Origin of the sequence: Rhizobium albus, assembly GCA_030160035.1 — a bacterium.
Classification (GTDB): domain Bacteria; phylum Pseudomonadota; class Alphaproteobacteria; order Rhizobiales; family Rhizobiaceae; genus Georhizobium; species Georhizobium albus.
The window spans coordinates 89,991-115,757 of the sequence record BSNO01000001.1 but is presented as its reverse complement, the minus strand read 5'-3'; the positions used below and the strand labels follow the sequence as shown (position 1 = coordinate 115,757).

Genomic DNA, 25,767 nt, shown 5'->3' with positions numbered 1-25,767 from the left:
TTGGCATCACCACCCATCCTGAAGCTCGACGACATCCACCTGACCTTTGGCGGGACGGCGTTGCTGAATGGTGCAGACCTTCAGGTCGAGCCCGGCGACCGCATCTGCCTTGTGGGCCGCAACGGCTCGGGCAAGTCAACGCTGATGAAGATCGCCGCCGGCCTTGCCGAGCCGCAATCGGGCGAGGTGTTTCGCCATCCTTCGACCACGATCCGCTATCTCTTCCAGGCTCCGGATTTCGGCGGCTTTGCGGATGTGCGGTCCTATGCCGAGGCAGGCCTTGCACCGGGCGACGATCCCCATCGCGTGACCTATTTGCTCGAGCATCTCGGCCTGACCGGCGAAGAAGAGCCGGCCCGCCTTTCAGGTGGCGAGGCCAGGCGCGCGGCTCTTGCCCGTGTGCTGGCTCCCGCGCCTGATCTGCTGCTTCTGGATGAGCCGACCAACCATCTGGACCTGCCGACCATCGAGTGGCTGGAATCGGAGCTCTCCGGTTTCCGCGGCGCCATCATCACCATCTCGCACGACCGCCGGTTCCTGGAAAAGGTTTCGCGCGCCACCGTCTGGCTCGATCGCGGCACGACCCGCCGGCTCGAGCGCGGCTTCGCCCATTTCGAGGACTGGCGCGACCAGGTGATGGAGGAGGAAGAACGCAACCTCCACAAGCTCGGCCGCGCAATCGAGCGTGAAGAGCACTGGCTGCGCTACGGCGTAACGGCCAGGCGCAAGCGCAACGTGCGGCGGCTCGGCGAACTCCAGTCGATGCGCCAGGAATATCGCACGCATCGCGGGCCGACCGGCCGTGTCGAAGCACAGGCAAGCGACGTCGCCCAATCGGGCAAGCTCGTCATCGAGGCCGAAGCCATCGGCAAGTCCTATGGCGAAACGCCAGCCGTCGCCAACTTTTCTCTGCGGGTCCATCGCGGCGACCGCATCGGCCTCGTCGGCCCGAACGGCGCAGGCAAGACCACGCTGCTCAACATGCTGACCGGACGGCTCGAACCCGACACGGGCTTCGTGCGCCTTGGCACCAATCTCGATATCGCGGTTCTCGACCAGCGCCGCGACGATCTCGACGAGAACGACACGCTTGCCCACTATCTGACCGACGGACGGGGCGACACGCTCCTCGTCAACGGCGTGCAGAAGCACGTGACCGGCTACATGAAGGACTTCCTCTTCCAGCCGGAACAGTCGCGCACTCCGATCCGCGAATTGTCGGGCGGCGAGCGCGCGCGCCTCATGCTGGCGCGCATCCTTTCGCGGCCGTCGAACCTGCTGGTCCTCGACGAGCCCACCAACGACCTCGACATGGAAACGCTCGATCTGCTGCAGGAACTCGTCGCGGGCTATGAAGGCACCGTGATCCTCGTCAGCCACGATCGCGATTTTCTGGATCGCACCGTGTCATCGGTGATCGCGCCAGCCGATCTTTCCGCACCGGATGGCCGCTGGACGGTCTTTGCCGGCGGCTTCTCCGACATGATGGCGCAGCGCAAACTGTCCGCAGACGCGGCCAAGAAGGCAACTGCCGAGAAGAAGGCGGCTACGGCAGGCACCCGTGATAAGGCGCAGCCCGCAGCAGCGCCCAGCCGGAAGCTCTCCTACAAGCAGAAGTTCGCACTCGAAACACTGCCCAAGGAAATCGAGAAGAAGCAGGCTGAGATCGCAGCGATCGAGGCGCGCATGGCAAAGCCCGATTACTTCACCAAGCAGGCAGAAGCTTTTGCCCGCGATGCCAAGGCGCTTGAAACATTGCGCGGCGATGTCGATCGTATGGAAGAGGAATGGCTGGAGCTCGAAGTTCTGCGCGAGGAAATCGAGGGCTAGGCCTCTCGTCTTGGGTCTGCGCTTAGCCTCGGATGCCAGAGAAGGATGAGCGGCACAGCGACGAGTTCCAGACCGAGACCGATCAGGTGCCCCATCGTTGGGGCGCCGACGAGGATGAGCGAATAAAGGCGCGCCAATCCGCCAACGAATGTGGCAGCGCCGAGCAACCGTATCCGCTCGGTCTTCGTCTCAATCTGCGGAATGCAGCTCCACCACGCCAGTCCCAGCAAAAGAAAGACGCCGGACAGGAAGCGGACGTGACTGTCGAGATCGTTCGACCAGGGTGGCGATGTCGCCAAGAAGGCCGGCCCGGTGAGGACGCCTGCCAGACCAGCGCCGATCGGCACGAGCGCAAGGACCGCGATGGTCATCTGCAGGAGACGCCGTTGTGTCACCTCGTCTCCCGATGAGTGCTCATTTGCAGGTCAGAACCGCTCGAAGTGCTTCCGCACGCGCTCGATGAAGCCATTGAGCTCGGGCGCTTCATTGTTGTTCATGTCGTAGAGCGCAAGATAGTCCGGGGGTCGCTTGCCACGGAAGGTGGCCCACGCCCAGCGGCGCGCCATCTTGCGCGGCGGATCCCCCATCAACATGGCACGCCAGCGGTCGCCGCCATAGGTTGCTACGAACACGACCTTCTGGATATGGGTGAGGTTCGGCACCAGCCTGCCGCGATCGGCCCCCGCCGACATGGTGAAGGAAACGCCCGGCACGAAGATACGGTCGAAATAACCCTTGAGGATGGCCGGATACCCGAAATTCCACACGGGATGGACAAAAACCATCGCGTCGGCAGCATTGAGCCGCTCCACATAGGGCCGGATCGTGTCCGTCACGTTTCCCGGCACCTCATGGTAGTTCAGCCGCTCTTCGCGCGAGAGCGCAGCCTCGAAGCCTTCGTCATAGAGGCTGAGCGGATCGACCTCGTGGCCGGCACCCTGCAATGTCTCACAAACGGTATTGAACAGCGTCCGGTTGAAGCTCGTCTCGACCGGATGGGCATGCACGACATGAACGCGCATCAGGCAGCGCCTCGCGCCTGTTCTGCCAATCCTGCAAAAAGCCACACGCGGCCGGAATCGAAATCGAAATCCGGGTCGTCCCAGGCGATCATCTTGCCGGGATTGAGAAGCCCCTTCGGATCGGCCTCCTTCTTGAAGGCAAGCTGGGCGCGATCCGTCTGCTTCATCCCGCCCTCTTCCAGCGTGTAACGATGCGGATTGAAGACGAGACAACCGTTCTCCTCATGCAGGCGGATGATCTCCTCCAGCCGCTCTTCGCCGGTGTAGCGCACGATCGGCAAGCCGGAGAAGACGATGCGCCCGTCGAAGCGCGTCATCTCGATATGCATCGGCATCTCATCGCCGAGCATCCGATGGACCTTCTCAAGATGCTCCAGCGTCGGATACTGCGTCTGGAGATAGGTGATCGTCGGGTCGATCTTCAGGCCGCGCAGCGTCGTGTGGTTCCAGGTGAACTCATAGATCGGCGGCAGTTTGCGGCCCGCCGCATCGAGATCGTTCACATCGCTGCGGTGCAGGATCTCGCCGCCATGGTGCGAGGTGAAAAGCGTCAGCGCATCGACGGAATTCGGCGCGACCATGATCAGCACCACCGACTGGTCTTGTCTCAGAAAATCCCGATAGCGGCCGAAATAGTCGTAGGGCACCGGCGCGGCGACCGGCGAGATTTCCTTGAGCAGGATGCCATCCTGTCCGGCAAGCGCTTCGGCATAGCGGCAGGAAGCGAGGAAATCGTCGAAGCCTACGACGACTTCCACCCAGTCATAGGCAGGCGCCAGCGGCATCTCCGCTTCCACGATGATGCCGTTGGTGCCGTAGGCATGGGCGAGCTTCATGATGTCCGCGCCGGTAATGTCCAGCACGCGCGGGGTTTCCTCGCAGGTGACGATCTTCAGGCCCAGAATGTTTCCGAGATTGCGCAGGCCGCCCCAGCGCACCGATCCGATGCCGCCCGACCCGCCCGCAATGAACCCGCCGATCGTCGCCATGCGATAGGTGGAGGGGTGGAACCGCAGCTCGGCCCCCACGGTAGCCTTCGTTTCCTCGTCCATCTTCACCATGATCGCACCGGCTTCAGCCCGCACGCGATCCGGCTTGATCTCCAGCACCTTGTCCATGTTTTTGAGATCGAGCATGGCCCCGCCCGCAAGCGGCATGGCCTGGCCGTAATTGCCGGTGCCGGCGCCCCGCGGCGTGATCGGAACGTCGAACTTGTAGGCAGCGGCAAGGATCGTCACGACATCCGCCACACTGCGCGGCATGACGACGAGATCGGCCGTGACCTGGTCGAGCTGTGCCTTCAGGATTGGCGAATACCAATAGTGATCGCGGCTCTTCTGCTGCACGAGCTTCGGGTGATCTTCGATCGGGATATCGCCAAGCGCCGCGCGAAAGCCGTTCAGGTCCATGATGTGTCTCCCATGAGATCGTCGAGGTCGCGGTAGTCGGGCAGTGTCGCGTCGATGATGCGGCCGGCCCGCATGATCTTTCGATCGGACTGCGGGCGCGCCATCATCTCCGACCAGCTGCGCGCGGAAAGCAACACGAGATCGGCCGGTGCGCCGATGACGATTTCGGCCCGCGTCTCCATGCCGGCGAAACGGGCAGGCCAGGCACCCATGCTCTGGGTCCAGGCCCAGGCTTCATCGGCCGGATGATCGAAATGGAGGATGCGCGCGCCCTCGCGCAACACCTCGATACCGTCCAGGTCGCCATAGGCATAGAACGGGTCGCGCGTGTTGTCGGACGCAATGGCGACAGGCACGCCGGCTTCCGCCAGCTCACGCAACGGCGCGACACCGCGCCAGCGGGGCGTCTTGCGTGCGCCGCTTTCGCCACGATCCTGGAGATACATGTTGCACATCGGCAGCGAGATCACCGCGACCCCGGCCTTTGCCACGCGCTCGACGGTTTTCTTGAATGTCGTCTCGTCCTGCACGGCGAGCGCGCAGCAGTGACCTGCGGCGACACGGCCCGTGTAGCCCAGTTCGATCACCGCATCGGCAAGCCAGTAAAGCGCGGACGCGTCCGGGTTTCCCGTCTCGTCGCAATGGATGTCCAGATCGAGCCCTGCCTCGCCGGCCGCTTCCACGACGTTCCGCATTGCCTCACGCGTCTCGGGATGATCGGCGATCGCGCCGCCCAAAACGCCTCCGCCGGCTTTGGTGCGGCGGGCAACCTCCGCCACGATGGTCTTGTCTAGCAGATGGTCCGGCCCGAGGAGCGACACACCCTGCAGCTCGATGCGGTCGGCCCAGCGTTCGCGCACCTTCTCGAATACGTCCCAGGTGATGCCGTGCTGCGGCGGGGCGCTGTCGAGGTGGGTGCGGATCGCCGCAGTGCCATGCGCGTAAGCCGCGGCAAGCGAGAATTCCATGCGCCGCTCGACATCGGACGCGGACCAGTGCCGCTCGCGGTCCTCGGCAACCGAAAGCAGCGCGTTCATCCACGTCCCGTCGGGGTTCGGCTTGCGGGGCCAGATATGGCCCTTGTCGAGATGCGTGTGGATGTCGACGAAGGCGGGCAGCACCTGCCCATCGCGCATGTCATGGATGTCGGCGCCCGCTTCCGCCGGGCGGTCCGCACCATCCTTTGGCGAGGGTTCGATCCCGGTGACAAGACCATCCGCGATGGTGATGTCGACGCGCGGCACTGCGCTGGATGTCGGCTTTCCGGCAAGCGCATCCGGCAGACGCGCGTTTTTAAGGACAAGACGGCTTGCCCCGGTTGCAGTCGTGGCGGTCATCAATTCTCCCGGCGGATTGCACTCTCGTGCCAACGCCGTAGCGAGAGCCAGGAGATGAAGGAGGTCAAGGCAAAAATCGCGACGCCCGTGGCCGTCAACAGGACGAGCGCAGCAAAGAGGCGCGGAATATTGAGACGATACTGGCTTTCAAGCAGCCGGAAGGCGAGCCCGGAACCGGCACCGGCGGAGCCGGCCGCGAATTCGGCAACGACGGCGGCTATGAGGGCAAGCCCGCCACCGATACGAAGACCCGCCATGAAATACGGCAGAGATGCCGGGATCTTCAAATGGATCAATGTCTGCCAGCGGCTAGCGCCATAGAGCTCGAAGAGGTTGATCAGGTTGTGGTCGACACTCTTCAGCCCCTGCACCATGTTCGACAGGATCGGGAAGAAGGCGACGAGGAAGGCGCAGATGAGCAAGGCCGTCTGCGTGTCCGACGCATAGATCAAGAGCAGCGGCGCAATCGCGACGATCGGCGTTACCTGGAGAATGACCGCAAAGGGAAAGAGGGCGAGCTCGATCCAGCGCGACTGGACGAGAAGGATCGCAAGTCCCACCCCGCCGACGAGCGCCAGAAAGAGCGCTGTGAAGGTGATCTTGATGGTGACGAACAGTGCGGGAGCAAGCGTGCCCCAGTCGTTCCACAGAGCCTGCGCCACGAGCACGGGGCTCGGCAGTATGTAGTGCGGCACCTCGTTGATGGTGACGTAGAGATGCCAGGCAAGGATCGCGAGGCAGAACATGCCGAGCGGCACGACGATGCGCAGAACCTTGTCGGGAACACCCGAAGGGCGCGCGGGAACGGGCGCCGGTGCAGCATCGTCGGCAAGCGGCGCCGCCGCTGCGAGATCGCGGTCGACGGCATCAGCCATGGTGCACGCCTCCACCCTTCACGATCGCCGCCTGCAGCGCATCGGACACCTCCGCGCAAATGGCGCGATACGTTTCCGACGTCCGAAAATGATCATCCCGCTGAAGCGGCGGATCAAGCGCGATATCGGCGAAGACCTGGCCGGGCCTTGCCTTCATCACGACGATGCGGCTGGAAAGATAGGCGGACTCGAAAACGGAATGGGTCACGAAGATGACTGTAAGACCCGACTGTGCCCAGAGCTTGAGCACGTCATCATTGAGTTTCTGCCGCGTGATTTCGTCGAGTGCCGCGAAGGGCTCGTCCATCAAGAGGAGCTTCGGCTTGGTGACCAGGGCGCGCGCGATCGAGACGCGCATCTTCATTCCGCCGGATAGCTCGCGCGGATAGGCATCGGCAAAATCCTGGAGGCCGACGAGCGCCAGCGTCTCCATGATCTGGTCTTTCACAGCGTTCTTCGGCTTTCCGCGCAGCTTCAGCGGCAGATAGACATTGCCGAACACCGTCTGCCACGGCATCAGCGTCGGCTCCTGGAACACGAACCCGACATCGCCCTCGGGCAGGCCGCGGCTGTCGATCTGCGACGACGGCCAGTCGATCGTTCCGCTGCTCGGCGCCCCGAGGCCAGCGATGATGCGGAGCGCCGTCGACTTTCCGCAGCCCGAAGGGCCGAGCAGGCTGACGAATTCGCCGGGACGCACGGACATCGTCATGTTCGACAATGCCATCGTCCCGTTCGAAAACACCTTGGACACATTGGTGAGAGCAACAACCGGGCGCGCAGCCGCACGCCCGGTAGCAACCTGTTCCGAAGGTGTCTTCAACGCCAAACTCACGGCACCCGCCTCTTCGCTTACCCGCAGGCCTGGACCTACTGGTCCATCAGATCGACGCCCACGCCCTGGCAGACATATTCGGTCGTGTAGGCCTGGCTGATATCGATCCCGGCCTCGAAGACGCCGGCCTCGACCATGTTGTCGTAGAAGTTCTGCCAGCGCACATCGGTCATGCAGCCGATGCCCTGTTCCTCGGCCTCACCGGAAACGACGATACCGTATTCCTTCATCTTCTCCAGCGAGTAGGCGAGCTGCTCATCCGTCATTTCAGGATTGTCTGCCTTGATGAGCTCGTTCGCCGCCGTGTTGTCGCCATAGAGGTAGTTGGCCCAACCGATCGCAGTCGCTTCGACGAAGCGCTTGGCGACATCCGGGTTCGCGTCGACGAAAGGCTTCATCGCCTCGATCGTCGTCGAATAGGGATCGAAGCCTTCGTCCGCGAGCAGATAGACGACCGGTTCGAAGCCAGCCTGACGCTCGATCTCGAACGGCTCCGATGTCAGATAGCCCTGCTGCACCGCTTTCGGGTCTGCGATGAACGGCGCCGGGTTGAACGTGTAGGGCGTGTACATTTCGTCCGAGAAGCCTTCGAAATTCGACTTCATCCATTCGAAATAGGTGGTGAACCCTTCCTGGCCCATGATCAGCTGGCTGGCGCCGGAAAGGTCGGCGAAGGTGTCGAAGCCCTGGTCAGGATGCGCGATCAGAACCTGCGGGTCCTTCTGGAAAATCGCCGCGAGCGTGATGGTCGGGATGCCTTCCTTGACCGCGTTGATCGCGGAGGTTGCCCCACCCATGTAGAAATCGATCTGGCCACCCACGAGCAGCGCCCGGTTCGCGCCCTGCGGACCGCCCTGACGGATGGTGACGTTGAGGCCGTATTCCTCATAGGTGCCGTCGGCGACTGCCTGATAGAAGCCACCATGCTCGGCCTGCGCCAGCCAGTTGGTGCCATAGCTGACATCGATCAGCTCGGCGTCCTGCGCGGCGGCAGGCAGCGTCAGCATCGTTGATGCAACGAGCGCGGCGGCAAGAGAACCCTTCAACGAAAGCGACCTCACAAACATTGGCATCATGCGTCCCCTTTTTTGGCATGCCGCTTACGATGAGAGCACTCATGCTCGCCCGTCCGGCTTGCCGCTGAGACTATCGAAACGCCAACAGGTGTTAAGCCCAAAGATTCATCAAACACCGCTTTGCCTGCACATTAATCAGCCGACATTCTTTTCTCGATTGCATGGTGACACGGCACGATTATTGTCCGCTGCATGAAGCGCCTCAGCCCCACCGACATCCACCCACCGTTCTCCGCCTACAGCCACGGCGTCGTTGTGCCCGAGGGTCACCGCATCGTGTTCTGTTCCGGCCAGTTGGGCATCGCGCCCGATGGAACGATCCCCAGCGATTGCGCCGGCCAGACTCGGCTGTGCTTTTCAAACGCCGAGGCAATTCTCAGGGAAGAGGGGCTGTCCCTGGCGGACGTCGTCAGGATCAACGCTTATGTCACCGATCGCAGCCACCTGCCGGACTATATGAGCGTTCGAAACACACTGTTCGCTGCGCCCTATCCCGCCTCGACATTAATGATCGTTTCCGGTTTCGCCCGTGCGGAATTCGTCGTGGAGATCGAACTCGTGGCGGCCGGCAAAGCCTGAAGGAGACACAGCATGGCCCGCAAGATCTGGTGGACCGACTTTCTCGCCAGCGACTTCGACAATTGCGATCCGATGGCGACGATCGCGCTTGTGCCGATTGCGGCCATCGAGCAGCATGGTCCGCACCTGCCGGTCGGCACCGATACGATCATCAACCAGGGTCTGCTCGACGAACTGATCGACGCGACACCGGATACGCTCGATCTGCGCATTCTGCCGGTGCAGTCCGTTGGCAAGTCGAACGAGCATCTCTTCGCCAAGGGTACCGTGACGAAGACGGCGAAGGCCTTGATCGACGCTTGGACGGAGATCGGCGACAGCGTGGCACGCGCCGGAATCCGCAAGCTCGTTTTCGTCAATTCCCATGGCGGCAATGTCGACATCATGGGCATCGTCGCGCGCGAACTGCGCGTGCGCCACGGCATGTTCGTTGTAAAAACGGGCTGGAGCTTCGGCTATCCGGACGGGCTGATCGACCACGACGAGCAGCGCCATGGCATCCATGGCGGCGATGTGGAGACATCGCTGGTGCTGCACTTCAAGCCGCACCTCGTCGACATGCAGCGGGCGGAGAATTTCACCTCGGTCGCCGTTGCCGATGAGGCGCACTACAAGCATCTTCGCCCGACCGGCATGCCCTCTTACGCCTGGATCGCGACCGACGTGCAGTCATCCGGTGCGGTGGGCAATGCCGCTGCAGCGACGGCTGACAAGGGCAGGCAGATCGCTGCCCATCAGGTGCGGGGGATGCTGGACCTTCTCGAAGAGGTCCGGCGCAGGCCCCTACCCACGGCCCCATCGGGCCATTGAGCAAGGCACGTTGCTGGATGAGCGGTCGTCAGCCACGGCGGCAGTATCGATCGCGCAAAGTCTTGGCGATCGAGATGCCGTTCAAGGTCTGGCGATGGGTGGCAACGGCCAGGCGTCCGCGCACCGTGTCGGGCGCAAGAGCCAGATCCGCCATCGGCATCGTATCGTTCCAGAAGCCACCGATGATGTGGTCCTGGATACCGGTCGCTGAGTCCATCTGCTCCCAGCGCCTGTCCTCGTAGAACGCCTTGATGACGAAGTATTCCAGGAGCAGGCCGGGACTGAAGCGCTTGTAAGTCTCGTCATAAGCGCATTTCGGCGTAAAATTCGTGGTGCCGCTGGCCATGTTGATGCTGACCGCAATCGGTTTGCCGTCGAGCAGCAGGCTGTCGATCACGCTCAGCCCGGCCGTACCGCCATAGGCAAGCCGCGCGAAAGCCGCATGGCGCGGATTGGCGAGAAACGACGTGCCGCGCGCACCCTTCCAGCCGGAATGCTCGATGCGCAGGAACTCTTCAAGCCGCCGGTCGACTGCCTCGGGGCAATCAACGCGTTCGAAGCTGACTGTCCCGATTTCCTTCAACCGGCGCAGATTGCGCTGCAGGTCCTTGGCGCGGCTGCGGCTGAGCACGGTATCTATATGGCTGTCGAAACCACCCTCCATGCGGGTCAGCTTCGGGCGATCGTAGCGATGGGTTTCCTCCACGATCAGGCCGGCGCGGCGCGCCTCCTGCATCAGGCTCGTAGCGAAGACCGAACTCATGTCGATGTGGCGAAGAATGAAAAGCGGTGCGATGCGCCCGGCCGCAAGCAGGTCCACGAACTGCGCGATCACGCGTGCGCCGTGGCGGCGGTGTATGAGTGGCGCTCCGCTCGCCTGATAGATATTGGCCGCACCGCGCGCCACGTTGAAGGGCGCGATGCCGAAATTCCGAAACGGAAAGAGCCCGACGATACCGGCGCCGGGCGATCGCATGACGAGCGCCCGCTTTCCCGCCTTCCGCTCCACGCGACCGAGACCCGCCAGCAGGTAGGACCGTGCGTAAAACGGGTTCTCCACGAGGCTCTCTTCGGACAGATGATCCCATTCCTGCGCATCGAGCTGGAGCAGCGCGCGCGCATCGCCGATCGACCAGTCGAACTCATGGGCGCGACGTTTGTTTGTGAGCGTTGCGCTGCCGCCGAGGACCTGCGTCTGGCTCATGACGGATTTCCTTTCAAGGCTGCAGTGCCAAAGCTGTCGGGGATACCGACCGGCAGAATGATGCCGAGCCGCCGGTAACCGAAATAGGCCATCAGGCCGCTGCGCATCGTGATCGACACCGCAGTGGCGATCGCCGCTCCGTAGAGACCGATCAGAGGTACGAGCGCAAAGCTCAGCGCGATGTTGAGGGCAAGCGCCATCATGAAACTGAGCGAGCAGGCGCGTTCTTCGCCAAGCATCGTCAGCACGTCCTCGCCGGGGCCGAGCAGGCAGCGGATGACGGTGCCGAGGCAAAGCAGTGGCACGACGAGCGCAGCGGCCTCGAAGCCCTCCCCGAAGAGGCCGAGAAGCGGCGCCGCGAGGATGCTCAACGCCATCGCGCCGATCGCCGTCAGCGTGCTGGAGATGACAGCGGCCTGGCGGACCATGGTCTGCAATCCAGCCCGGTCACCCCTTGCGGACAGGGCGGCGAAACGCTGTGCCGTCACCGCCGAGACCCCATAGGGAACGTAGCCCAGCACCTGCGCCAGACGAGTGGCGGCGAAATAGAATGCGACGAGCTCCGGCGGCAGGAAGAGACCGAGGATCAGAACGTCTGCATTGAGGAACAGCACCTCCGCCGCATCGACGAGCGCGATCGGCAAGGCGGCGCGGAGCCATTTGCGCCGTTCGCCGAAGGCAGGCGAAGCACCTTGCAGCGCCTCTTTCAGATGTGAGCGGATCAGGACGTACTGGAGGAGGCAACTCGCCGCGAGACCGGCGATCGTCAGCGTCATCACCGTAAAGGCATCGGCACTTTCGCCCATGGCCAGAAGACCGACAAGACCGACGATCAAGCCCAGATGCCGCATCACATAAGCAGGCGCGATTCCGAGCGTCGGCTTGTCCATGCCGCGCGCGATCGCCTCGAGATAATCCTGCAGGGTCAGAAGCGGCGCCGCCATGAAGGCGATCATGCCGAGCGCCACCATGGCGCCATCGAAACCGAACGGGTTGAGCCAAAGCATGCCGATCGCGCCGAGCGCCAGGCTGCCTGCAAGGCAGGCGACCACGCCGAAGACTGCGCGCAGAAGCCCTGCAGCCGCATGCCGCTCGCCTGCCTCGAGATACTGCGAGAGGAAGCGGCAGATAAGCTGGTTGGTGCCGACCGTTGCACCATGGCCCATCAGCAGCAACCAGACGAGCAGCAGGCTATACCGCCCGAAATCCTCCGGCCCGATCATGCGCGCCGCGAGGATCTGGGCAACGAGCGCAAGCCCTGCCCCGATCACGCGCACGCCGATGACCGTCAGGCCCTGTCGCCGACGGGCATCGAACAATCGCGCCAGAATGTCGCTGCGTCTGGAAATGACCCTGCTCCTACTCGGCTGCCTGCAGCATCGGTTCGGGCTGGCGGTCGAGCGGAACCAGAAAGCCCGGCTCGCGCGAATCCAGCTTGTAGCGCATTACGCGCTTGAAGCTCTGCCGCTTCTGCTGGCCCGCAAGACGCCATGCGACCGCAAGGCCGCATTTGGCATAGGCTGCAAGGCCGTCGGTTGAAGCCGAACGCGGCGTATAGCCGTGCTGGCGCAGCAGTCCATTGCCGTATTGCACGCCGAAATGGCGGCGGATTGCCGGTGTCCAATGTTCGGTCGTCAGCGAGATGTTGAGGCAATCGGCATTCTGCACGCGGTGCGGCCCGTTCAGCGGCCAGTGCAGCATGTCGCCAGGCTTGAGGTCGTAGATGCGCGCATGGGCATCGAACCAGGGCTGGTACGGCACCTCTTCCTCGGTGCGCCCGCGGATAATGTTTTCGAGATCCTTCGGCTTCAGGAAGGGTTCGCCGTTCGGATAGATGTAGATCCGCTTCTCGCCGCGGATCTGCCAAAGCGACTGGCCGGGCACATCGGCGTGGTAGAAGACCTGGGCATTGGGCGAGGAAATCAGAAGGCCCATCGATTTGCGGATGACCTTCATCTCGGGCACCTGCGCGCCGATTTCGGCAAACATCTCTTCGAGCAGCGCGCCGAATTCCGGCACCACATTGTGGACCGAGGTGACGTTGATCCAGATGCGGCCCTGGCGCACGGCATCGATCAGCTGCTTGCCGCTCAGATCGCCACGCTGACAGTAGGACCAGGTCCGCACATCGTGACCGCCGCGGCCCATGGTGTTGATTGCCATCTGGTGCGGTTCGATCGCATCCAGAACGCGCCCGAGCTGCTCGTCACCGAACAGCGGACGTTCATGCAGCCGGTGCCGCAGCTTCACGTCGTGATGCCCCCAAAGCGCGCGCGCTTCTGGCCCGAAATTCGCGAAAAGATCCGTCATCTGCCATCTCCCCAGCACAAGACATCGATCGGTTACGACGCATGGGATCGCATCGATGGCCGCAATAGATGCCGTCAATCATGTGGGACGCTACTGGTCAGCGATTACCAGACATTGAAACCGGGGCGTGTGGATAGCGCAGGGCCGCCGCAATTCGTCCTGATGCTTAACCGCTGCTTACGGCTGGGTATGCTATTGTCGTCAATGGTCACAACATGAGCTTCGCGGAACTCGAAGCGGCCCTGATTGTTACGCGGCCACTGATGGGGACCCAAGCAATCGTGTCGACACGCAACGGCAGTACGAAAGATGACCAGCACGACGAAGAAAAGCGCGCACCTTTGCGCGCCAAGGTCGTTGGCATCGGGCGTGCTTTTGGCGGCGCGCTAATCTTCTCGCTGCCGATGCTGATGACGATGGAGCTCTGGTGGCTGGGCTTCATGCTCGACCGTTTCCGCCTCGCGATGCTTGTGGTCGTAACCCTGCCACTGCTCGTCGGCCTCGCGCGGCGGATCGGCTTCGAGGATACCTGGGACTGGCAGGAGGACGTGCGCGATGCCTGCGTCGCCTTCGCCATCGGCCTTCTTACCGCCACGGTCGTTCTTTCCGTCTTCAAGGTGATCGGTCCTGGCATGTCGTTCGATGAAGTGATCGGGAAGATCGTGCTGCAGGCAATTCCTGCCAGTATCGGGGCACTGCTTGGTCGCAGCCAGCTCGGCAATGAGGGTGGCGAGGCGGACAAGGAGAACGCTGAAACTGCGTCCTCAACCACGCCCATGCGCGACTATTGCGGCGAGATGTTCCTCATGGCCGTCGGCGCCCTCTTCCTCAGTCTCAACGTGGCGCCGACCGACGAGATGCAGATGATCGCCCAGATGATGACGCCGACGCATGCGGTGCTGCTGCTGGCGCTTTCGCTTCTCGTCATGCACGGCTTCGTCTATGCCGTCGGGTTCAAGGGCAGTGCGCTGCCCACCAACGACGAGCCCTGGATCAGCGATTTCGTGCGCTTCACGCTCGTCGGCTACATGCTGGCGATCCTCATCAGCCTGTTCGTGCTGTGGAGCTTTGGACGGCTGGACGGCGAGGCCTTTCTTCCGACCGTCATGACGACGATCGTTCTTGCGTTTCCGGCGGCCCTTGGCGCTGCTGCTGCACGCCTCATCCTGTAAGAGAATCCATGCGCGAAAAGTCCGAGAGAGCAACCGGCGCCGAGAAGCAGGCCGAGCAGGTCGAATGGGCCATCGGGATCGTGTCGGCGATCGTCATCATCGCAATCGTCGGATTTCTCGTCCACCGTGGGGCCACGGCAACCGGCGGAGCACCGAACCTCAGTGTGACGACCGAGCGGGCTGCCGATTTCGGCGAGACCGGCCAATTGCTCTTCAGCGTTCGCAACGATGGCACACGCGCCGCAGCCAATGTCATTGTCTCTGCTGCCTTCGATGACGGCTCAGGCGAGATGCAAAGGCGTTCGGTGCACCTCGACCATATCTCGGCCGGCTCGACCAAGACCGGCGGGCTTTACCTGCCGCAGGACACGGTCGAATTCGAGGTCTTCGTGGAAGGTTACGCGGACCCGTGAGGCGTCAGCGCGCCTGCTGGCCAATATTGAGGTAGGCCGCATCGAAGTCACCGTGCTCCGCCAACCGGTCCCAGTTGAGGATCGTGACCTCAGAGCCCTTCCACGACACGAGCTCGTGCTCACGCAGATCGCGAATGGTGCGATTCATGTGAACGGTCGAGAGCCCCAGCGCGTCGCTCAGTTCCACCTGGCTGATCGGGAAACTGAACCGGTTGCCATCCACCAGTTCCACCACCTGCAGCCGGAGGAAGATTTCGCAGAGCAGATGGGCGAGCTGCGCGCTGGCGGACAGACGTCCGGAGGTGACAAGCCAGCGCCGATGCACGGCGGCATCGATCAGCGTCGACAGCCACAACAGCCGGGAAAGATGCGGTTCGGTTTCCGTCAACTCGCGCAACATGCGGTGCGGCACGAGCGCAACCTGGCAATCGCTCAACGCTACCACACCATGATCCATTTCGTTCAGCAGCAGGCTGTGCAGATCGACGAAATCGCCGGATACGTGGATGGCGCTGATCTGTCGCTTCCCGTTTGCGAGAAGGTGATAGCGCGCAGAAAACCCTGAGAGGACGAGACAGCTTTCGGTGGGGATATCGCCCTCACGCACGATGTCGTGTTTGGCAGGAACCAGCTTCTGCCGAGCTCCCATCTGATCGATGATCGCGCACTCGGCATCGGTCAACCTGTCGCGAGCAGAGAGATTGAGCTTGAGGCAATGCGGCATGCATCTTCCATTCAACGAGTTATACTGACAGTGGCGCCTTCATGGCCGTCATCAAGAGACCGAGCAAGCGGGATGATCTAATCCGGCTGCAGCAGTTTTGCGAAAGGAAGATGAAGCACCAAACGTCCCTGCGCGTCAAACACGTGCAGGACCCACTGCGAGCGATCCAACCCCTCGTCTATCCCCTCGTGCATGATATCGAGGGCGCTGCGAATTGCTTCCTGCTGGAGGACAGTTTCGTTGGCCAGAAAAATCCCGTCGACCGTTTCGGTGCCGTGCTGTTTGGTGAACTTGAACTGATAAACCGGCAAGACTGGCTCCAAGCGTTGTTGCAGGGACTATCGTCTCTCCTCGCCGGACGATCCCTTCGAGACCAAAAGCCACGCGCACTCTCGATGTTCCATCTTGCTTAGGCGAAGCGGCGGCTCAGATGGGGTGACCCCGACAGGCCGAAGCGCCAAGGGAGGTCCGCATTCTTGGTGATGCCGATGCGCGGCCCCACGAGTATTCGTTGGGACATCATCGACGGGACGTGAATCTGCAAATCACATCCATCGAACGGTTGCCCATCATCGGCCCGATCGATGCCCAAGGCTTGCCCGAGCCGCCCTGGCCCGGCGCACAAATCCTCAAGCTTGTCGCGTCCTCGCCGCACTCGCATCGCGTCCACGCCAAGGCCCGGCTCGATCGCTCGAAACAGCACGGCCTGCCCCCTGGCGCAGACCACATTGAGGCACCAATGGATGCCGTATGACCGGTAGACATAGGCGTGTCCCGGTGGGCCAAACATCGCGCGGTTGCGCACCGTTTCACCGTTGGAACTGTGCGAAGCGGCATCATCGTGTCGATAGGCTTCGGTCTCGACGACAAGTCCACCGACCCCACGCACGATCAGCGTGGCACCGATGAGGGCCCGCGCAAGGGCAACGGCATCACCATCGAAGAACGACGGCTGCACCAGGGAACGGACGACCAGCTGATCGCTCGAGGTTCGCATTAAAGCAGGAAGCGACCCCTCACGCCGCTTCGCCGGAAGCCGCCCGCGCGGCCAGATCGATCTCTGCGATGATTGATCGGCACTGCTGGCGACACTGCTGGATCATGCTGGGATGGTCAGCCATCACGGCCAGCTGGAGATTGAGATAGGCATCGTTGAAGGTTCGTCGCATCCGACCGGCGGCCTCGCTGTCGTCCAGCCGATCGGTCATCGTCTCGACCAGCGACCGTGTCTTCATGATGCGATCTTTGTCTGGAATGGCTGGATCGTCGATGATCGTGATCAATTCATGGGCGATGTCCATGGCGCTGTCCTTCCATTGGAACGGACCCGGACCATCATGTTTGCGTCCAAGCGTCGCAATAACAAAGGTTAATGGCAGCCTTGGCGGCGAAACGGCCGGGGGCATCCGAGGTCCGGTTCAGCCAACGGAACATATGTTAGTGCCGCCCCATCCTCATGCACCTAGGGTCATCACACAACTGGAGTGAGCTTCGATGAACGACAACGGCATGATCGGCGCGGAGATTTCACGCGTCATGAGCGAGGCCCGCAACGGTAATGCGCCCGTTCAGGTCAACGATCTCGTTGCCACGCTGGTCCGCCGGTTTCACATCGATGCGCTCATCATCGAGCAGATGATCATCGACGAAGCGACGATCGGCGGAATTGCTCTGGAATTCGAAAATCGTCCCAGCTGAGCTGAGGGCGTTCGGTTGGCGGCTCAAATTCAGTGCGAGCCGCTTCTCACGATGAGCGCGTTGCGGACGGCAGTTATGCCGGGCAGGCTCAAAGCGACTTCCTCCGCCCTCTCGACCTCGCCATCGGTCGACACTTCCCCGGACAATTCCGCCACACCGTCGGCGACATGGATGGAAACATTTGATCCGTCCATCGAGGCATCCTCGCCGATGAGTGTGCTGAGGCTGCGCTCCAGTTCCGCATCCGAATAGGAAGGAAGAACCTCTGCCGACTCGGTCGCTTCCTCGCGCGGCGTATCCGCATGGGGATGTGGGCCGGATCGAAGGTTCGAAGGTGTCTTACGTGCCATGGACTGTACTCCGTCAATGGCGCCCAACGCATGGCACAGGATGAAAGTTCATCAGCCTACGAAATAGAACGCCCTGTGCGTCAGCAAAGCCTAATCAACTACGACAGTGCTTGGCCGGCCAGACGAGTTGGGTCAATAACACATGTTAATTCGCAGTAAAAAGAAAGATTTCCCGAGGCGTTATTCTTTTGGAACGACGATAATCATCACCCGTTGAGCGACCATGCTGGGGCGGCCACAGGCGTGGAGTGAAGGGACATGAATATGATTCCGACGATTTCGACCGGGGCGCCGACGAGCGCACCCATTCGCTTGCCGCGTGAAACGGATACAGACCGCCAGATCGTCGCGATGATCGCGCCGCTGCGCGCTTTCGCCCGAACCTTCTGCCCAAACCCCAATGATGCTGATGACCTCGTGCAGGAAACGCTTCTGAAAGGCATCGCGAACATCCACCAGTTCACACCCGGAACGAGCTTGAAGTCCTGGCTCTTCACCATCATGCGGAATACCTTCTACACGAAGGCACGGATTTACGCCCGCGAGAGCCCCGGAGCGGCCGACTGCGCGTCCGCCAAGCCGGTGATGAGCCCGACCCAGGAATGGACCATGCGCGGCCATGAGATTACCCAAGCTATTCGCAAACTGCCTTACGAGCAGCGTGAAGTGCTTATTCTCATTTCGATGCTGGGCATCAGCTACATCGACGCCGCTCAAATCTGCGGCTGCGCTATTGGCACCATCAAGAGCCGGCTTAATCGCGCACGGCTCCATCTCATCGAGCTTTCAGGCGAAGCATCCGCCCAGGCGATGGTGAACGCCGGAGATCGTGAACAGCTATTGCCCGCCTGACGACGCTCAAGTTCCATGCCTCCGACAGCCCCGCCTCTTATCTGATCAAGATCAACGACGGCGGCGAGGTTTCCAGCAATTTTGACCTATCACTGACCGTGTGACGGCTGTGTTCGCCTCCGCAGCCGACGAATGTGCGGAGGCGAACGAAGTAGAGTTCGATTGCAGGGTCGGGCCAATGGACCCGACCTTCGTCCGCAGTAAGCCGGAATTGTCGGTGCTACCATTGTGAAGCTGCAGGTGATTTGCATTAGCAAACACGCGATCTCAGGCTTGCCTGCATGGCTCCTATTCAAGCCGTTATCGCCAGTTCCGAGGCACGCTTATGGGCCAAGAAATCGTCATACACGTGATCCATCCCGATGACGGGGTGCGGCATTCCATCAGCTTCATGTTGGCTCTCGCCGGATTTGCGGTGCGGTTTCACGGGGATATGAGCCAGTTTTTGGCGCTTCCAAGAAGTCTCTCCCCGGGCTGTCTGGTCGTTGGGCGAGACCTCAGATCGCCTTCCGAGGCACAGTGTCTGCACGAACTTCGAGCGAGCGGCACGCAGCTTCCGGTGATCTTCATCGCTCAGGAAGGCGATGTTCAAACTGCCGTCGCAGCCATGAAGGCCGGCGCCGCCGATTTCCTTCAGATGCCGTTCGAACCGAACGCGCTGGTCGACGCGGTGCGCGCAGCGATTGATAACAGCACGATCAGCGATACCGAGGAGCTGGATGAGATCGCCGACGTCCGAGCGCGCCTCTCACGGCTCACGCCGCGTGAAGTCAACGTCTTGCGCGGCGTCGTCGAAGGGCTTCCCAACAAGTCGATCGCCCACGAGCTGCGGATCAGCCCGCGCACGGTTGAGGTTCATCGCGCCAACGTGATGGCCAAGATGAATGCGCGCAACGTGGCCGAACTCGTGCGTCTCGCCATGATCGTCGAGGGCGATTTCGCCGTCGACCCGCCTCGGCACCGCCAACTGCGCAGCGCGTCCCATACGTATTGATACCTAGTAAAAACGCCGATTACGTCAATATATTTCGATGTTATCATTCTAATATCACGTAAGTACCCGAAACTTAAATTACGCAATCCGGATTTACTGAATAATATTCGCCGATCTCGCAACGTAGATCCGATCAAGTAGACCAAGCTCAACATCGCATTGCTGATCGTTAAAGCTGACCGCGCAATTGCTGGGTCGATTGCTGGCGCGTGCCTACGAGGCTGGGAACATGGCAGATGATGGCCAAAGTGAAGAGCGCAATGCCGTGCCCGCAGCGACGGTACCATCCGTAGAAACTAGCGAAACCACCCACAGAGCCGGCCACATATTCTTCGACGTCTCCGGTCGCCGGGCGCTCTTCGCCAACGCCGTCATGCTTGCTTTGGTCTTCACCCTGTGCACCGGCCTCGCCGTGGTCGCCTACGGCATCGTCAATGCTCCAACGCTCCGCGAACTGATCGGATTTCATCCCGAGCTGAAGGCCCGCGAGACCGGCAAACTGGTGCACGACAAAAACGAGCCCGCGCTGGTCGCGACGCGAAACCGGCGGGTCGGCGAAGCCGGACGCCAGGCGCTCCGCCTCGCGTTTCTGGCAGAAGAGGATACCGGCGCCTTCGTCTCGTTGATGCGCAATGCCGACCGGCTGGACGGCATCATCCCGGAATGGCTGAGCCTGCGAGCGGCTGGCGGCCGGCCAGAGATCGTCAGCTCTTTAACGGAAAGCCCGACACTGCCGTGGATCAAGCAGAACGCGCCGGATCTCGCGCTCTATCCGCTGCTGAAAGCGGAAGCCTCAACCAGCGACATGCTCCGCTACTTCGCCTCTGCGCGAACACGACAGGACCTGGTCGAGCGCATCGGCGCTCAACTGGACACGCTCGGCGCTGCCGGTATCGCGCTCGACTTTTCCGAAGCCCTGCCGGCCGGTCACCGCGACACGCGCTTATTCATCGCCATGCTGCGGCAAGCGCTGCAGCCCACCAGCCGAAAGGTCATCTTCATTGCCCCGGTGGGCGCATCGATGGCTGAAATCGCAAGCGTCTCGTCGGCGACCGACTATGTCTTGGTCCAGGCGCACGACAACACTGGTGAGCGCCATCGCTCCGGCCCCACGGCAAGCCAGGGATGGTTCGAGGATTATCTGGCGAAGGTCACGCGCGTGCTGCCGCGCGAGAAGTTGATCATGTCGATCGGCTCCTTCGCCTATGACTGGAAGGCCCACGGCACCAGCGAACTGGTGTCGGTACAAATGGCTTGGGATCGCTTAGCTGCCAGCGGAGCGGCACTGCGCATGGATCCGGCCTCGCTGAACGCGACCTTCGATTACACGGATGCCGGTGGCACGGCGCGCTCCGTGTGGATGCTGGATGCTGCTACCGTCTTCAATCAGGCAAGCGTCGCTCTTGCCAACACTCCCGCAGGGATCGCGATCTGGCGGCTCGGCATGGATGATCCGGGGGTGTGGCGCTTCCTCGCCAAAGGCCTGATCCCCAACGCCGAGACACGTGCCGCATTGACCACGACGGACCCTGGCTATGGCGCATTCGAGCAGGCCAAGGGCGTGCTTCTCTCGGCAGCGCCGGGAACGACCGGCACCCGCGGTCTCACCTTCAATGAAAGCCTCGGACTGATCGTTGGTGAAACCATGCCCGACATTCCTCGCCAGACGGAGTTCGCCGCCTGGTTCCCGGCAGATCCCAAAGCGATCGCCTTGACCTTCGATGATGGACCCGATGCGGTGTTCACGCCGCAGATTCTGGACATCCTGAAGGAACGCGGCGCCCGCGCCACCTTCTACATGATCGGCAGCAAGGTGATGAGCGACCCCGCGATCGCGCAGCGCATGCTGGCCGAAGGCCACGATGTCGGCAACCACTCCTTCCTGCACCCCAATCTCTTCCAAAGCGGCGCCGAGCGCATCGCAGCCGAATTGACCGCGACGCAGCGCGCGTTCGAATCCGAACTTGGCGTTCGATCGGTGCTTTTCCGCCCGCCCTATGCGATGGCCGGTTACGATTACCTGGAAGGCGTTCCGGCTCTCTACAGTGAGGCAACCCGGCTCGGCTATCTCTTCGGCGGCCTCGACATCGATGCGTTCGACTACTTCGTCTGGACCGGCGATCAACTTGCACAGCGCGTGATCGACGACGTCAGAGACGGTAAAGGCCAGGTCGTGCTGCTGCACGATTCCGGCGGGGATCGACGCGGGACCCTCGAAGCGCTGCCCAAGATCATCGATACGCTGACGGCCGAGGGCTATCGCTTCGTATCCACCCATGAACTTGTTGGCGTTCCACAAGAAGCGCTGATCCAGCCCTATGTGCCCGAGACCTTCGCCAATCGTGCCGGCAGCCATATTCGCGCAACCGCGATGGCCGTGGGTGCCCGGTTCAGCGGCGTCCTCGCATTGATTGCCATTTCGGCCGCTATTATCGGAACGGCCCGTCTCACATTCATCATTGCGGCGGCATTCCTCCAGCACAAGCGCAGGCAACGTCAGGCAATACGACCGCCCTTTGCCGGCAGCGTCGCTGTGCTCGTGCCGGCCTTCAACGAGGAAAAGGTCATTGCAAAGACGGTGGCAGGGCTGCTGGCATCGACGCTCGGCGAGCGCCTGACCATCACCGTGATCGACGACGGCTCCAGCGACCGCACGAGCGACGTCGTGCGGGAGACCTTCGCCGGCAATTCCCGCGTGCGTGTCTTCCGCAAGGAGAATGGGGGCAAGGCGGCGGCCCTCAACTACGGCATCGCCATGTCCCGCGAAGACGTGCTGGTTGCCATCGACGGAGACACCGTGCTTCTGCCCGACGCCGTGGAGCATCTCATTCGCCCGTTTGCCGACGAGCGGATCGGCGCGGTCGCGGGCAAGGTCGTGGTCGGCAACACGATCAATCTTCTCACGCGTTTCCAGGCACTCGAATATCTCATCGGCCAGGGACTGGAACGCTCCGCCTTCGAATATTTCGGTGCAATCGGCGTGGTGCCAGGCGCCATCGGGGCCTGGCGCCGCACGGCAATCGTGGAGGTGGGTGGCTACTCCACCGACACGCTCGCCGAGGATGGCGACCTGACCGTCGCTCTCCAGCGCAAGGGCTGGAAAATCGTCAATGCCCTCGATGCGGTGGCCCTGACCGAGGCGCCGGAGACTCTGCGCCCGTTCCTCAAGCAGCGGTTTCGCTGGCTCTTCGGAACGCTGCAGATCGCCTGGAAGCACAAGGGCGCCATGGCGGCGCGGCCAAGCGGCATATCGCTTGTCACACTGCCCAACATCATCCTCCAGTTCCTCTTCACGCTGATTGCGCCGATCATGGACGCAGCACTCCTCCTGCTGCTTGTCGCAACAGCCACATCTCTCTTGCTGTCGGCGGAGCCGATCGACGCGCCTACGCTGCAACTGCTTGCAGCGTTCTGGATCGGGTTCCAGACGCTCGACCTCACTGCAGCTGCCATCGGCGTCCGTCTCGGCGGCGGGCGCGTCACGCTCGATACCGTTTTCCTGGCGCTGCTGCAGCGCATCACCTACCGCCAACTTCTCTACATCACCGCCATTCGGGCGCTGCTGGCAGCGCTGAAGGGCACCTTCGTCGGCTGGGGCAAATTGGTGCGCACCGGCCGCGTCATGCAGCCCCTGACCTGAACGCTTCACGGCCACCGCGATAAAAGGAATGAGACCGATGCATTCTCCGAACTCAGATCGCTTTCTTCAAAGGCCTTCGTCGCTTGCACGGCTTCTCGCCGGGGCCGCCCTGACATGTCTGGCCCTTGCGCCAGCGCCTGTCATCTCGGCTGAAGACCTGGTGCTGCACCCCGCGACCGAGCAAGCCACACTTCCCCCGTCGACCGTACAGGCCCGCACGGCGTTCGCGATCGGCGACACGCTGCGCATCACCTTTTTCGAGCGCTTCGGCGAGGATATGGCTGGCGTCGACGCCGGCGTTCTCTCTGCGCTCGTCGAACGCTCGGAGCTGACAGGCGAGTACATCATCCAGCAGGATGGATTCATCTTCCTGCCGTTGATTGGACCCGTTCAGACCGCGATGCTGACGAGCCCGCAACTGGAAGACACGCTGAAGAAGCAGTTCAAGGACCTCTTCAATGGCGAGGTCGCGGTGGCGATCCAGCTGACCGCGCGCGAGCCGGTCTATGTGGCGGGCGCGATCCCGCAGCCGGGACATTTTCCCTACGTTCCTGGCATGACGGTGCTGCACGCGCTTGCGCTTGCCGGAGCGAGCGACCGCGTCGATGGCGATCAGTGGCGTCAACTCGATCTGGTGCGCGAACGGGAGCGCGTCCGCCAAGCAGAGTCTCGGCTGAAGGGCGTCCTGGCCCGCGCCTCCGTGCTGACGGACGAAACGCACCGCAGCAGTTCGCGGCTCGTTGAACAGCTGCGCAATGTCGCCGGTCCACGCGCTGCGGAAGATCTGCGGGCGGAAGCTTTCGCATTGCGGGATCTGGAGCGAAACGGCGTCGAAGCCCGCCGTGCGGCACGCGCCACCATGCTGACGTCACTCTCCGCCGAACGTGCGCTCATCGAGCAGAGCATCGCGGATGCCGAAGAGACCATGATGGAAAAGATCCAGCGGGTCGACGTGCTCAACGAATTGCGGCGACGTGGAGCGACGACCGACCAGAATGTGCATGTGGCACGGAGCGAACTGTCCAATGCCCGCGCGGCCTGGAACGAACTGCGCGCAGCGATGACGCGGCTTGAGCGCAACATCACCGAAGTCCAGCTCCAGGAGCGTGACGACGAGATCGCACAACAGATCGCGGTCGAGCGCGAGCTGCAGACCCTGCGCGCAACCGCCGCCCAGGAAGAAGCGACGCGGTCGAGCCTCGCTCAGGTGCTCGCGCGCGTGGCGACGCTCGATACAGCCACCTTTGCGGAGGGCGAGGGTCACATGCGCATGGAGATCGTACGGCGCACGCCGGATGGCCTCGAGCACCTGCCGGCGCACAGTTTCACCGAGATGCATCCGGGAGACATGCTCAACATCATCAGCGCCAAGGACGAGCGCCAGACGGCAGGACTGTGACGATGGCGCGGCGGCGGCATCTCGTCAGCATTATGGCAGCAGCCATGCTGCTCGCTGCGGCTTCGGCTGTCACGGCACGCGCGGAGGACTTCACCGTCGCCGGCTATCTGTCATGGTGGAGCGCTGCCGATCGACCCGAACTGTTCGATGACCTCGCTGCCGACAAGCTGACGCACATCATCTACGCGTTTGGCGCGATCGACGAGGATGGAGAGGCGGCACTGGCCGATCCCTGCTCGGAGATCGATGCTTGCGACGGCGAGCCGCAACCGATCGACGCATCAACGATCGGCATTCCGGTCGCAGGCACCTTTCAGCGCCTCCACGCTTTGAAACAGGCGCATCCGCAGCTGAAGATCCTCGTGGCGTTTGGAGGCTGGACCGGATCGGCGCCCTTCAGCAGCCTGGCCTCCACGGCAGACGGCAGGGCGCGCTTTGCACAATCGATCCTCGACGTGTTCTTCCGTCCCTATCCCGGCCTCTTCGATGGTGTCGACATCGACTGGGAGTACCCCGTCGCCGGGGGTCTCGAGGAAGGAACGCCGGCCGATCGCGAAAACCTGTCCCTGCTGCTCGCAAGCATTCGCGAAGCGCTGGATGGATTCAGCGATGGCGATGCGCTGGAACTCACCGTCGCCGTTGCGGCCTCCCCCGGCATGATCGCATTGACCTATCCGCAGGATCTCGCGGACCACGTCGACCGCATCAACGTCATGACCTACGACTATCACGCTGGCGCGACGGTCACCAATTTCAACGCGCCGCTTGCGCCGATCCCCGGCGATCCAAAGTCCGACGCGAACATCGCGGCCAGCATGGCAGCCTGGCAGGCAGCCGGGGTTGCCGCCTCCAAGCTTGCGGTTGGAATTCCGTTCTATGGGCGCGCATTCTCGCAGGTTTCGGGGTCAGGCGATGGCTTGCTCCGGCCCGGCGATCCCGCCGGCACCGACATCTGGAGCGGCGACGGCATCGCCTACAGGGACCTTGTCGCCGCTCGACCGCTCCAACAGGGCTTCCAGGTGTTCTGGAACGAGCAAGCGGAGGTGCCTTACCTCTACAACGCTGCCGAGGGCGTTTGGATTTGCTACGACAACGCCCGCTCCGTGGCCGCGAAGACCGAGTTCGCCCGCCGTCAGGGCCATGCCGGCGTGATCCTGTGGGAACTTGGGTCGGATGACGGCACGCTGCTCGATGCGGTTGGAGAGGCGCTCAGCAAGACACATTGATTTCACAGGACG

General features: G+C 62.3%; 26 protein-coding genes. 11 read left to right on the top strand and 15 right to left on the bottom strand.

Going from position 1 to position 25,767, the window contains the following annotated elements:
- The gene (locus QQL76_RS00545) at positions 1 to 1,830 is read left to right on the top strand and encodes an ABC-F family ATP-binding cassette domain-containing protein (protein WP_499205913.1); all 1,830 of its coding nucleotides are present in this window, start codon (positions 1 to 3) and stop codon (positions 1,828 to 1,830) included.
- On the opposite strand, the gene QQL76_RS00540 is transcribed toward QQL76_RS00545, so the two are convergent.
- Genes QQL76_RS00540 through QQL76_RS00510 form a run of 7 tightly spaced genes read right to left on the bottom strand, consistent with a single transcriptional unit; the run spans position 1,827 to position 8,375 of the window.
- Entirely contained in the window at positions 1,827 to 2,225 is a 399-nt protein-coding gene (locus tag QQL76_RS00540; RefSeq protein WP_499205912.1) for a DUF4345 domain-containing protein, read from the bottom strand. The two genes, QQL76_RS00545 and QQL76_RS00540, sit on opposite strands and share 4 nt — an antisense overlap.
- A gap of 30 nt (positions 2,226 to 2,255) precedes the next feature.
- Positions 2,256 to 2,852: an NAD(P)H-dependent oxidoreductase gene (locus QQL76_RS00535; protein WP_499205911.1), complete on the bottom strand. Its 597-nt coding sequence runs from the start codon at positions 2,850 to 2,852 to the stop codon at positions 2,256 to 2,258.
- Complete coding sequence (locus tag QQL76_RS00530) at positions 2,852 to 4,264, bottom strand: FAD-binding oxidoreductase (protein ID WP_499207076.1); 1,413 nt, start codon at positions 4,262 to 4,264, stop codon at positions 2,852 to 2,854. Before QQL76_RS00530 ends, QQL76_RS00535 begins: the two co-directional genes overlap by 1 nt.
- Positions 4,252 to 5,598 (bottom strand): amidohydrolase family protein, encoded by a 1,347-nt coding sequence (locus QQL76_RS00525; protein ID WP_499205910.1) that lies wholly within the window; start codon positions 5,596 to 5,598, stop codon positions 4,252 to 4,254. The genes QQL76_RS00530 and QQL76_RS00525 overlap by 13 nt, the downstream gene beginning before the upstream one ends.
- Positions 5,598 to 6,473: an ABC transporter permease gene (locus tag QQL76_RS00520; RefSeq protein WP_499205909.1), complete on the bottom strand. Its 876-nt coding sequence runs from the start codon at positions 6,471 to 6,473 to the stop codon at positions 5,598 to 5,600. Before QQL76_RS00520 ends, QQL76_RS00525 begins: the two co-directional genes overlap by 1 nt.
- Positions 6,466 to 7,302, bottom strand: coding sequence for an ABC transporter ATP-binding protein (locus tag QQL76_RS00515; protein ID WP_245451520.1), 837 nt, complete (start codon positions 7,300 to 7,302; stop codon positions 6,466 to 6,468). The genes QQL76_RS00520 and QQL76_RS00515 overlap by 8 nt, the downstream gene beginning before the upstream one ends.
- Before the next feature lie 41 nt (positions 7,303 to 7,343).
- Entirely contained in the window at positions 7,344 to 8,375 is a 1,032-nt protein-coding gene (locus QQL76_RS00510) for an ABC transporter substrate-binding protein (protein ID WP_499207075.1), read from the bottom strand.
- A 201-nt stretch (positions 8,376 to 8,576) separates the two neighbouring features.
- Between QQL76_RS00510 and QQL76_RS00505 the strand changes: the two genes are divergently transcribed.
- Both QQL76_RS00505 and QQL76_RS00500 read left to right on the top strand, forming a co-directional pair.
- The gene (locus QQL76_RS00505; protein ID WP_499205908.1) at positions 8,577 to 8,963 is read left to right on the top strand and encodes a RidA family protein; all 387 of its coding nucleotides are present in this window, start codon (positions 8,577 to 8,579) and stop codon (positions 8,961 to 8,963) included.
- Between the two features lie 12 nt (positions 8,964 to 8,975).
- Positions 8,976 to 9,773 (top strand): creatininase family protein, encoded by a 798-nt coding sequence (locus QQL76_RS00500; protein ID WP_499205907.1) that lies wholly within the window; start codon positions 8,976 to 8,978, stop codon positions 9,771 to 9,773.
- Positions 9,774 to 9,801: 28 nt separating this feature from the next.
- Here QQL76_RS00500 and QQL76_RS00495 read toward each other — a convergent pair whose 3' ends face one another.
- From QQL76_RS00495 to QQL76_RS00485, 3 genes are read right to left on the bottom strand one after another with little or no spacing between them, the layout of a single operon-like run.
- Complete coding sequence (locus QQL76_RS00495) at positions 9,802 to 10,977, bottom strand: GNAT family N-acetyltransferase (protein ID WP_499205906.1); 1,176 nt, start codon at positions 10,975 to 10,977, stop codon at positions 9,802 to 9,804.
- Positions 10,974 to 12,296, bottom strand: coding sequence for a lipopolysaccharide biosynthesis protein (locus tag QQL76_RS00490; protein WP_499205905.1), 1,323 nt, complete (start codon positions 12,294 to 12,296; stop codon positions 10,974 to 10,976). Before QQL76_RS00490 ends, QQL76_RS00495 begins: the two co-directional genes overlap by 4 nt.
- Before the next feature lie 40 nt (positions 12,297 to 12,336).
- The gene (locus tag QQL76_RS00485) at positions 12,337 to 13,287 is read right to left on the bottom strand and encodes a cupin domain-containing protein (protein WP_499205904.1); all 951 of its coding nucleotides are present in this window, start codon (positions 13,285 to 13,287) and stop codon (positions 12,337 to 12,339) included.
- 215 nt (positions 13,288 to 13,502) lie between these two features.
- Between QQL76_RS00485 and QQL76_RS00480 the strand changes: the two genes are divergently transcribed.
- The gene (locus QQL76_RS00480; protein ID WP_499205903.1) at positions 13,503 to 14,459 is read left to right on the top strand and encodes a TIGR02587 family membrane protein; all 957 of its coding nucleotides are present in this window, start codon (positions 13,503 to 13,505) and stop codon (positions 14,457 to 14,459) included.
- A gap of 8 nt (positions 14,460 to 14,467) precedes the next feature.
- Positions 14,468 to 14,872 carry a hypothetical protein gene (locus QQL76_RS00475; protein ID WP_499205902.1) on the top strand — a complete coding sequence of 135 codons (405 nt, stop codon included), beginning with the start codon at positions 14,468 to 14,470 and terminating at the stop codon, positions 14,870 to 14,872.
- 4 nt (positions 14,873 to 14,876) lie between these two features.
- Here the strand turns inward: QQL76_RS00475 and QQL76_RS00470 are convergent, their stop codons facing one another.
- From QQL76_RS00470 to QQL76_RS00455, 4 genes are all read right to left on the bottom strand, one after another.
- Positions 14,877 to 15,596: a Crp/Fnr family transcriptional regulator gene (locus tag QQL76_RS00470; RefSeq protein WP_126008053.1), complete on the bottom strand. Its 720-nt coding sequence runs from the start codon at positions 15,594 to 15,596 to the stop codon at positions 14,877 to 14,879.
- Between the two features lie 77 nt (positions 15,597 to 15,673).
- On the bottom strand, positions 15,674 to 15,907 hold the full coding sequence (locus QQL76_RS00465) for a DUF6894 family protein (protein WP_126008051.1): 234 nt from the start codon (positions 15,905 to 15,907) through the stop codon (positions 15,674 to 15,676).
- 98 nt (positions 15,908 to 16,005) lie between these two features.
- Positions 16,006 to 16,593, bottom strand: coding sequence for a DNA-3-methyladenine glycosylase (locus QQL76_RS00460; protein WP_499205901.1), 588 nt, complete (start codon positions 16,591 to 16,593; stop codon positions 16,006 to 16,008).
- 19 nt (positions 16,594 to 16,612) lie between these two features.
- The gene (locus tag QQL76_RS00455; RefSeq protein WP_404863638.1) at positions 16,613 to 16,897 is read right to left on the bottom strand and encodes a hypothetical protein; all 285 of its coding nucleotides are present in this window, start codon (positions 16,895 to 16,897) and stop codon (positions 16,613 to 16,615) included.
- Between the two features lie 193 nt (positions 16,898 to 17,090).
- Between QQL76_RS00455 and QQL76_RS00450 the strand changes: the two genes are divergently transcribed.
- Positions 17,091 to 17,294 (top strand): hypothetical protein, encoded by a 204-nt coding sequence (locus QQL76_RS00450; RefSeq protein WP_499205900.1) that lies wholly within the window; start codon positions 17,091 to 17,093, stop codon positions 17,292 to 17,294.
- Positions 17,295 to 17,323: 29 nt separating this feature from the next.
- On the opposite strand, the gene QQL76_RS00445 is transcribed toward QQL76_RS00450, so the two are convergent.
- Positions 17,324 to 17,644 (bottom strand): BON domain-containing protein, encoded by a 321-nt coding sequence (locus tag QQL76_RS00445; protein ID WP_499205899.1) that lies wholly within the window; start codon positions 17,642 to 17,644, stop codon positions 17,324 to 17,326.
- Positions 17,645 to 17,995: 351 nt separating this feature from the next.
- Here QQL76_RS00445 and QQL76_RS00440 point away from each other — a divergent pair, with 351 nt between their 5' ends.
- The 5 genes from QQL76_RS00440 (at position 17,996) to QQL76_RS00420 (ending at position 25,755) form a co-directional block, all read left to right on the top strand.
- A complete protein-coding gene (locus QQL76_RS00440; RefSeq protein WP_499205898.1) occupies positions 17,996 to 18,496 on the top strand; it encodes a sigma-70 family RNA polymerase sigma factor in 501 nt (166 codons plus the stop codon).
- A 325-nt stretch (positions 18,497 to 18,821) separates the two neighbouring features.
- Complete coding sequence (locus QQL76_RS00435) at positions 18,822 to 19,490, top strand: response regulator transcription factor (protein ID WP_499205897.1); 669 nt, start codon at positions 18,822 to 18,824, stop codon at positions 19,488 to 19,490.
- Between the two features lie 229 nt (positions 19,491 to 19,719).
- Positions 19,720 to 23,130, top strand: a complete 3,411-nt coding sequence (locus QQL76_RS00430; protein ID WP_499205896.1) for a polysaccharide deacetylase family protein — start codon at positions 19,720 to 19,722, stop codon at positions 23,128 to 23,130.
- Positions 23,131 to 23,167: 37 nt separating this feature from the next.
- Positions 23,168 to 24,529, top strand: a complete 1,362-nt coding sequence (locus QQL76_RS00425; protein ID WP_499205895.1) for a polysaccharide biosynthesis/export family protein — start codon at positions 23,168 to 23,170, stop codon at positions 24,527 to 24,529.
- A gap of 2 nt (positions 24,530 to 24,531) precedes the next feature.
- Complete coding sequence (locus tag QQL76_RS00420; protein WP_499205894.1) at positions 24,532 to 25,755, top strand: glycoside hydrolase family 18 protein; 1,224 nt, start codon at positions 24,532 to 24,534, stop codon at positions 25,753 to 25,755.
- Positions 25,756 to 25,767 lie beyond the last annotated feature (12 nt).

Bases quoted from the DNA above. Each gene is read 5' to 3' on its own strand.
- QQL76_RS00420 (WP_499205894.1), top strand. From the start codon at position 24,532: ATGGCGCGGCGGCGGCATCTCGTCAGCATTATGGCAGCAGCCATGCTG.
- QQL76_RS00505 (WP_499205908.1), top strand. From the start codon at position 8,577: ATGAAGCGCCTCAGCCCCACCGACATCCACCCACCGTTCTCCGCCTAC.
- QQL76_RS00460 (WP_499205901.1), bottom strand. From the start codon at position 16,593: ATGCGAACCTCGAGCGATCAGCTGGTCGTCCGTTCCCTGGTGCAGCCG.
- QQL76_RS00455 (WP_404863638.1), bottom strand. From the start codon at position 16,897: ATGGACATCGCCCATGAATTGATCACGATCATCGACGATCCAGCCATT.
- QQL76_RS00470 (WP_126008053.1), bottom strand. From the start codon at position 15,596: ATGCCGCATTGCCTCAAGCTCAATCTCTCTGCTCGCGACAGGTTGACC.
- QQL76_RS00485 (WP_499205904.1), bottom strand. From the start codon at position 13,287: ATGACGGATCTTTTCGCGAATTTCGGGCCAGAAGCGCGCGCGCTTTGG.
- QQL76_RS00430 (WP_499205896.1), top strand. From the start codon at position 19,720: ATGGCAGATGATGGCCAAAGTGAAGAGCGCAATGCCGTGCCCGCAGCG.
- QQL76_RS00500 (WP_499205907.1), top strand. From the start codon at position 8,976: ATGGCCCGCAAGATCTGGTGGACCGACTTTCTCGCCAGCGACTTCGAC.
- QQL76_RS00445 (WP_499205899.1), bottom strand. From the start codon at position 17,644: ATGGCACGTAAGACACCTTCGAACCTTCGATCCGGCCCACATCCCCAT.
- QQL76_RS00535 (WP_499205911.1), bottom strand. From the start codon at position 2,852: ATGCGCGTTCATGTCGTGCATGCCCATCCGGTCGAGACGAGCTTCAAC.
- QQL76_RS00440 (WP_499205898.1), top strand. From the start codon at position 17,996: ATGATCGCGCCGCTGCGCGCTTTCGCCCGAACCTTCTGCCCAAACCCC.
- QQL76_RS00475 (WP_499205902.1), top strand. From the start codon at position 14,468: ATGCGCGAAAAGTCCGAGAGAGCAACCGGCGCCGAGAAGCAGGCCGAG.
- QQL76_RS00435 (WP_499205897.1), top strand. From the start codon at position 18,822: ATGGGCCAAGAAATCGTCATACACGTGATCCATCCCGATGACGGGGTG.
- QQL76_RS00510 (WP_499207075.1), bottom strand. From the start codon at position 8,375: ATGTTTGTGAGGTCGCTTTCGTTGAAGGGTTCTCTTGCCGCCGCGCTC.
- QQL76_RS00495 (WP_499205906.1), bottom strand. From the start codon at position 10,977: ATGAGCCAGACGCAGGTCCTCGGCGGCAGCGCAACGCTCACAAACAAA.
- QQL76_RS00450 (WP_499205900.1), top strand. From the start codon at position 17,091: ATGAACGACAACGGCATGATCGGCGCGGAGATTTCACGCGTCATGAGC.
- QQL76_RS00520 (WP_499205909.1), bottom strand. From the start codon at position 6,473: ATGGCTGATGCCGTCGACCGCGATCTCGCAGCGGCGGCGCCGCTTGCC.
- QQL76_RS00525 (WP_499205910.1), bottom strand. From the start codon at position 5,598: ATGACCGCCACGACTGCAACCGGGGCAAGCCGTCTTGTCCTTAAAAAC.
- QQL76_RS00425 (WP_499205895.1), top strand. From the start codon at position 23,168: ATGCATTCTCCGAACTCAGATCGCTTTCTTCAAAGGCCTTCGTCGCTT.
- QQL76_RS00480 (WP_499205903.1), top strand. From the start codon at position 13,503: ATGAGCTTCGCGGAACTCGAAGCGGCCCTGATTGTTACGCGGCCACTG.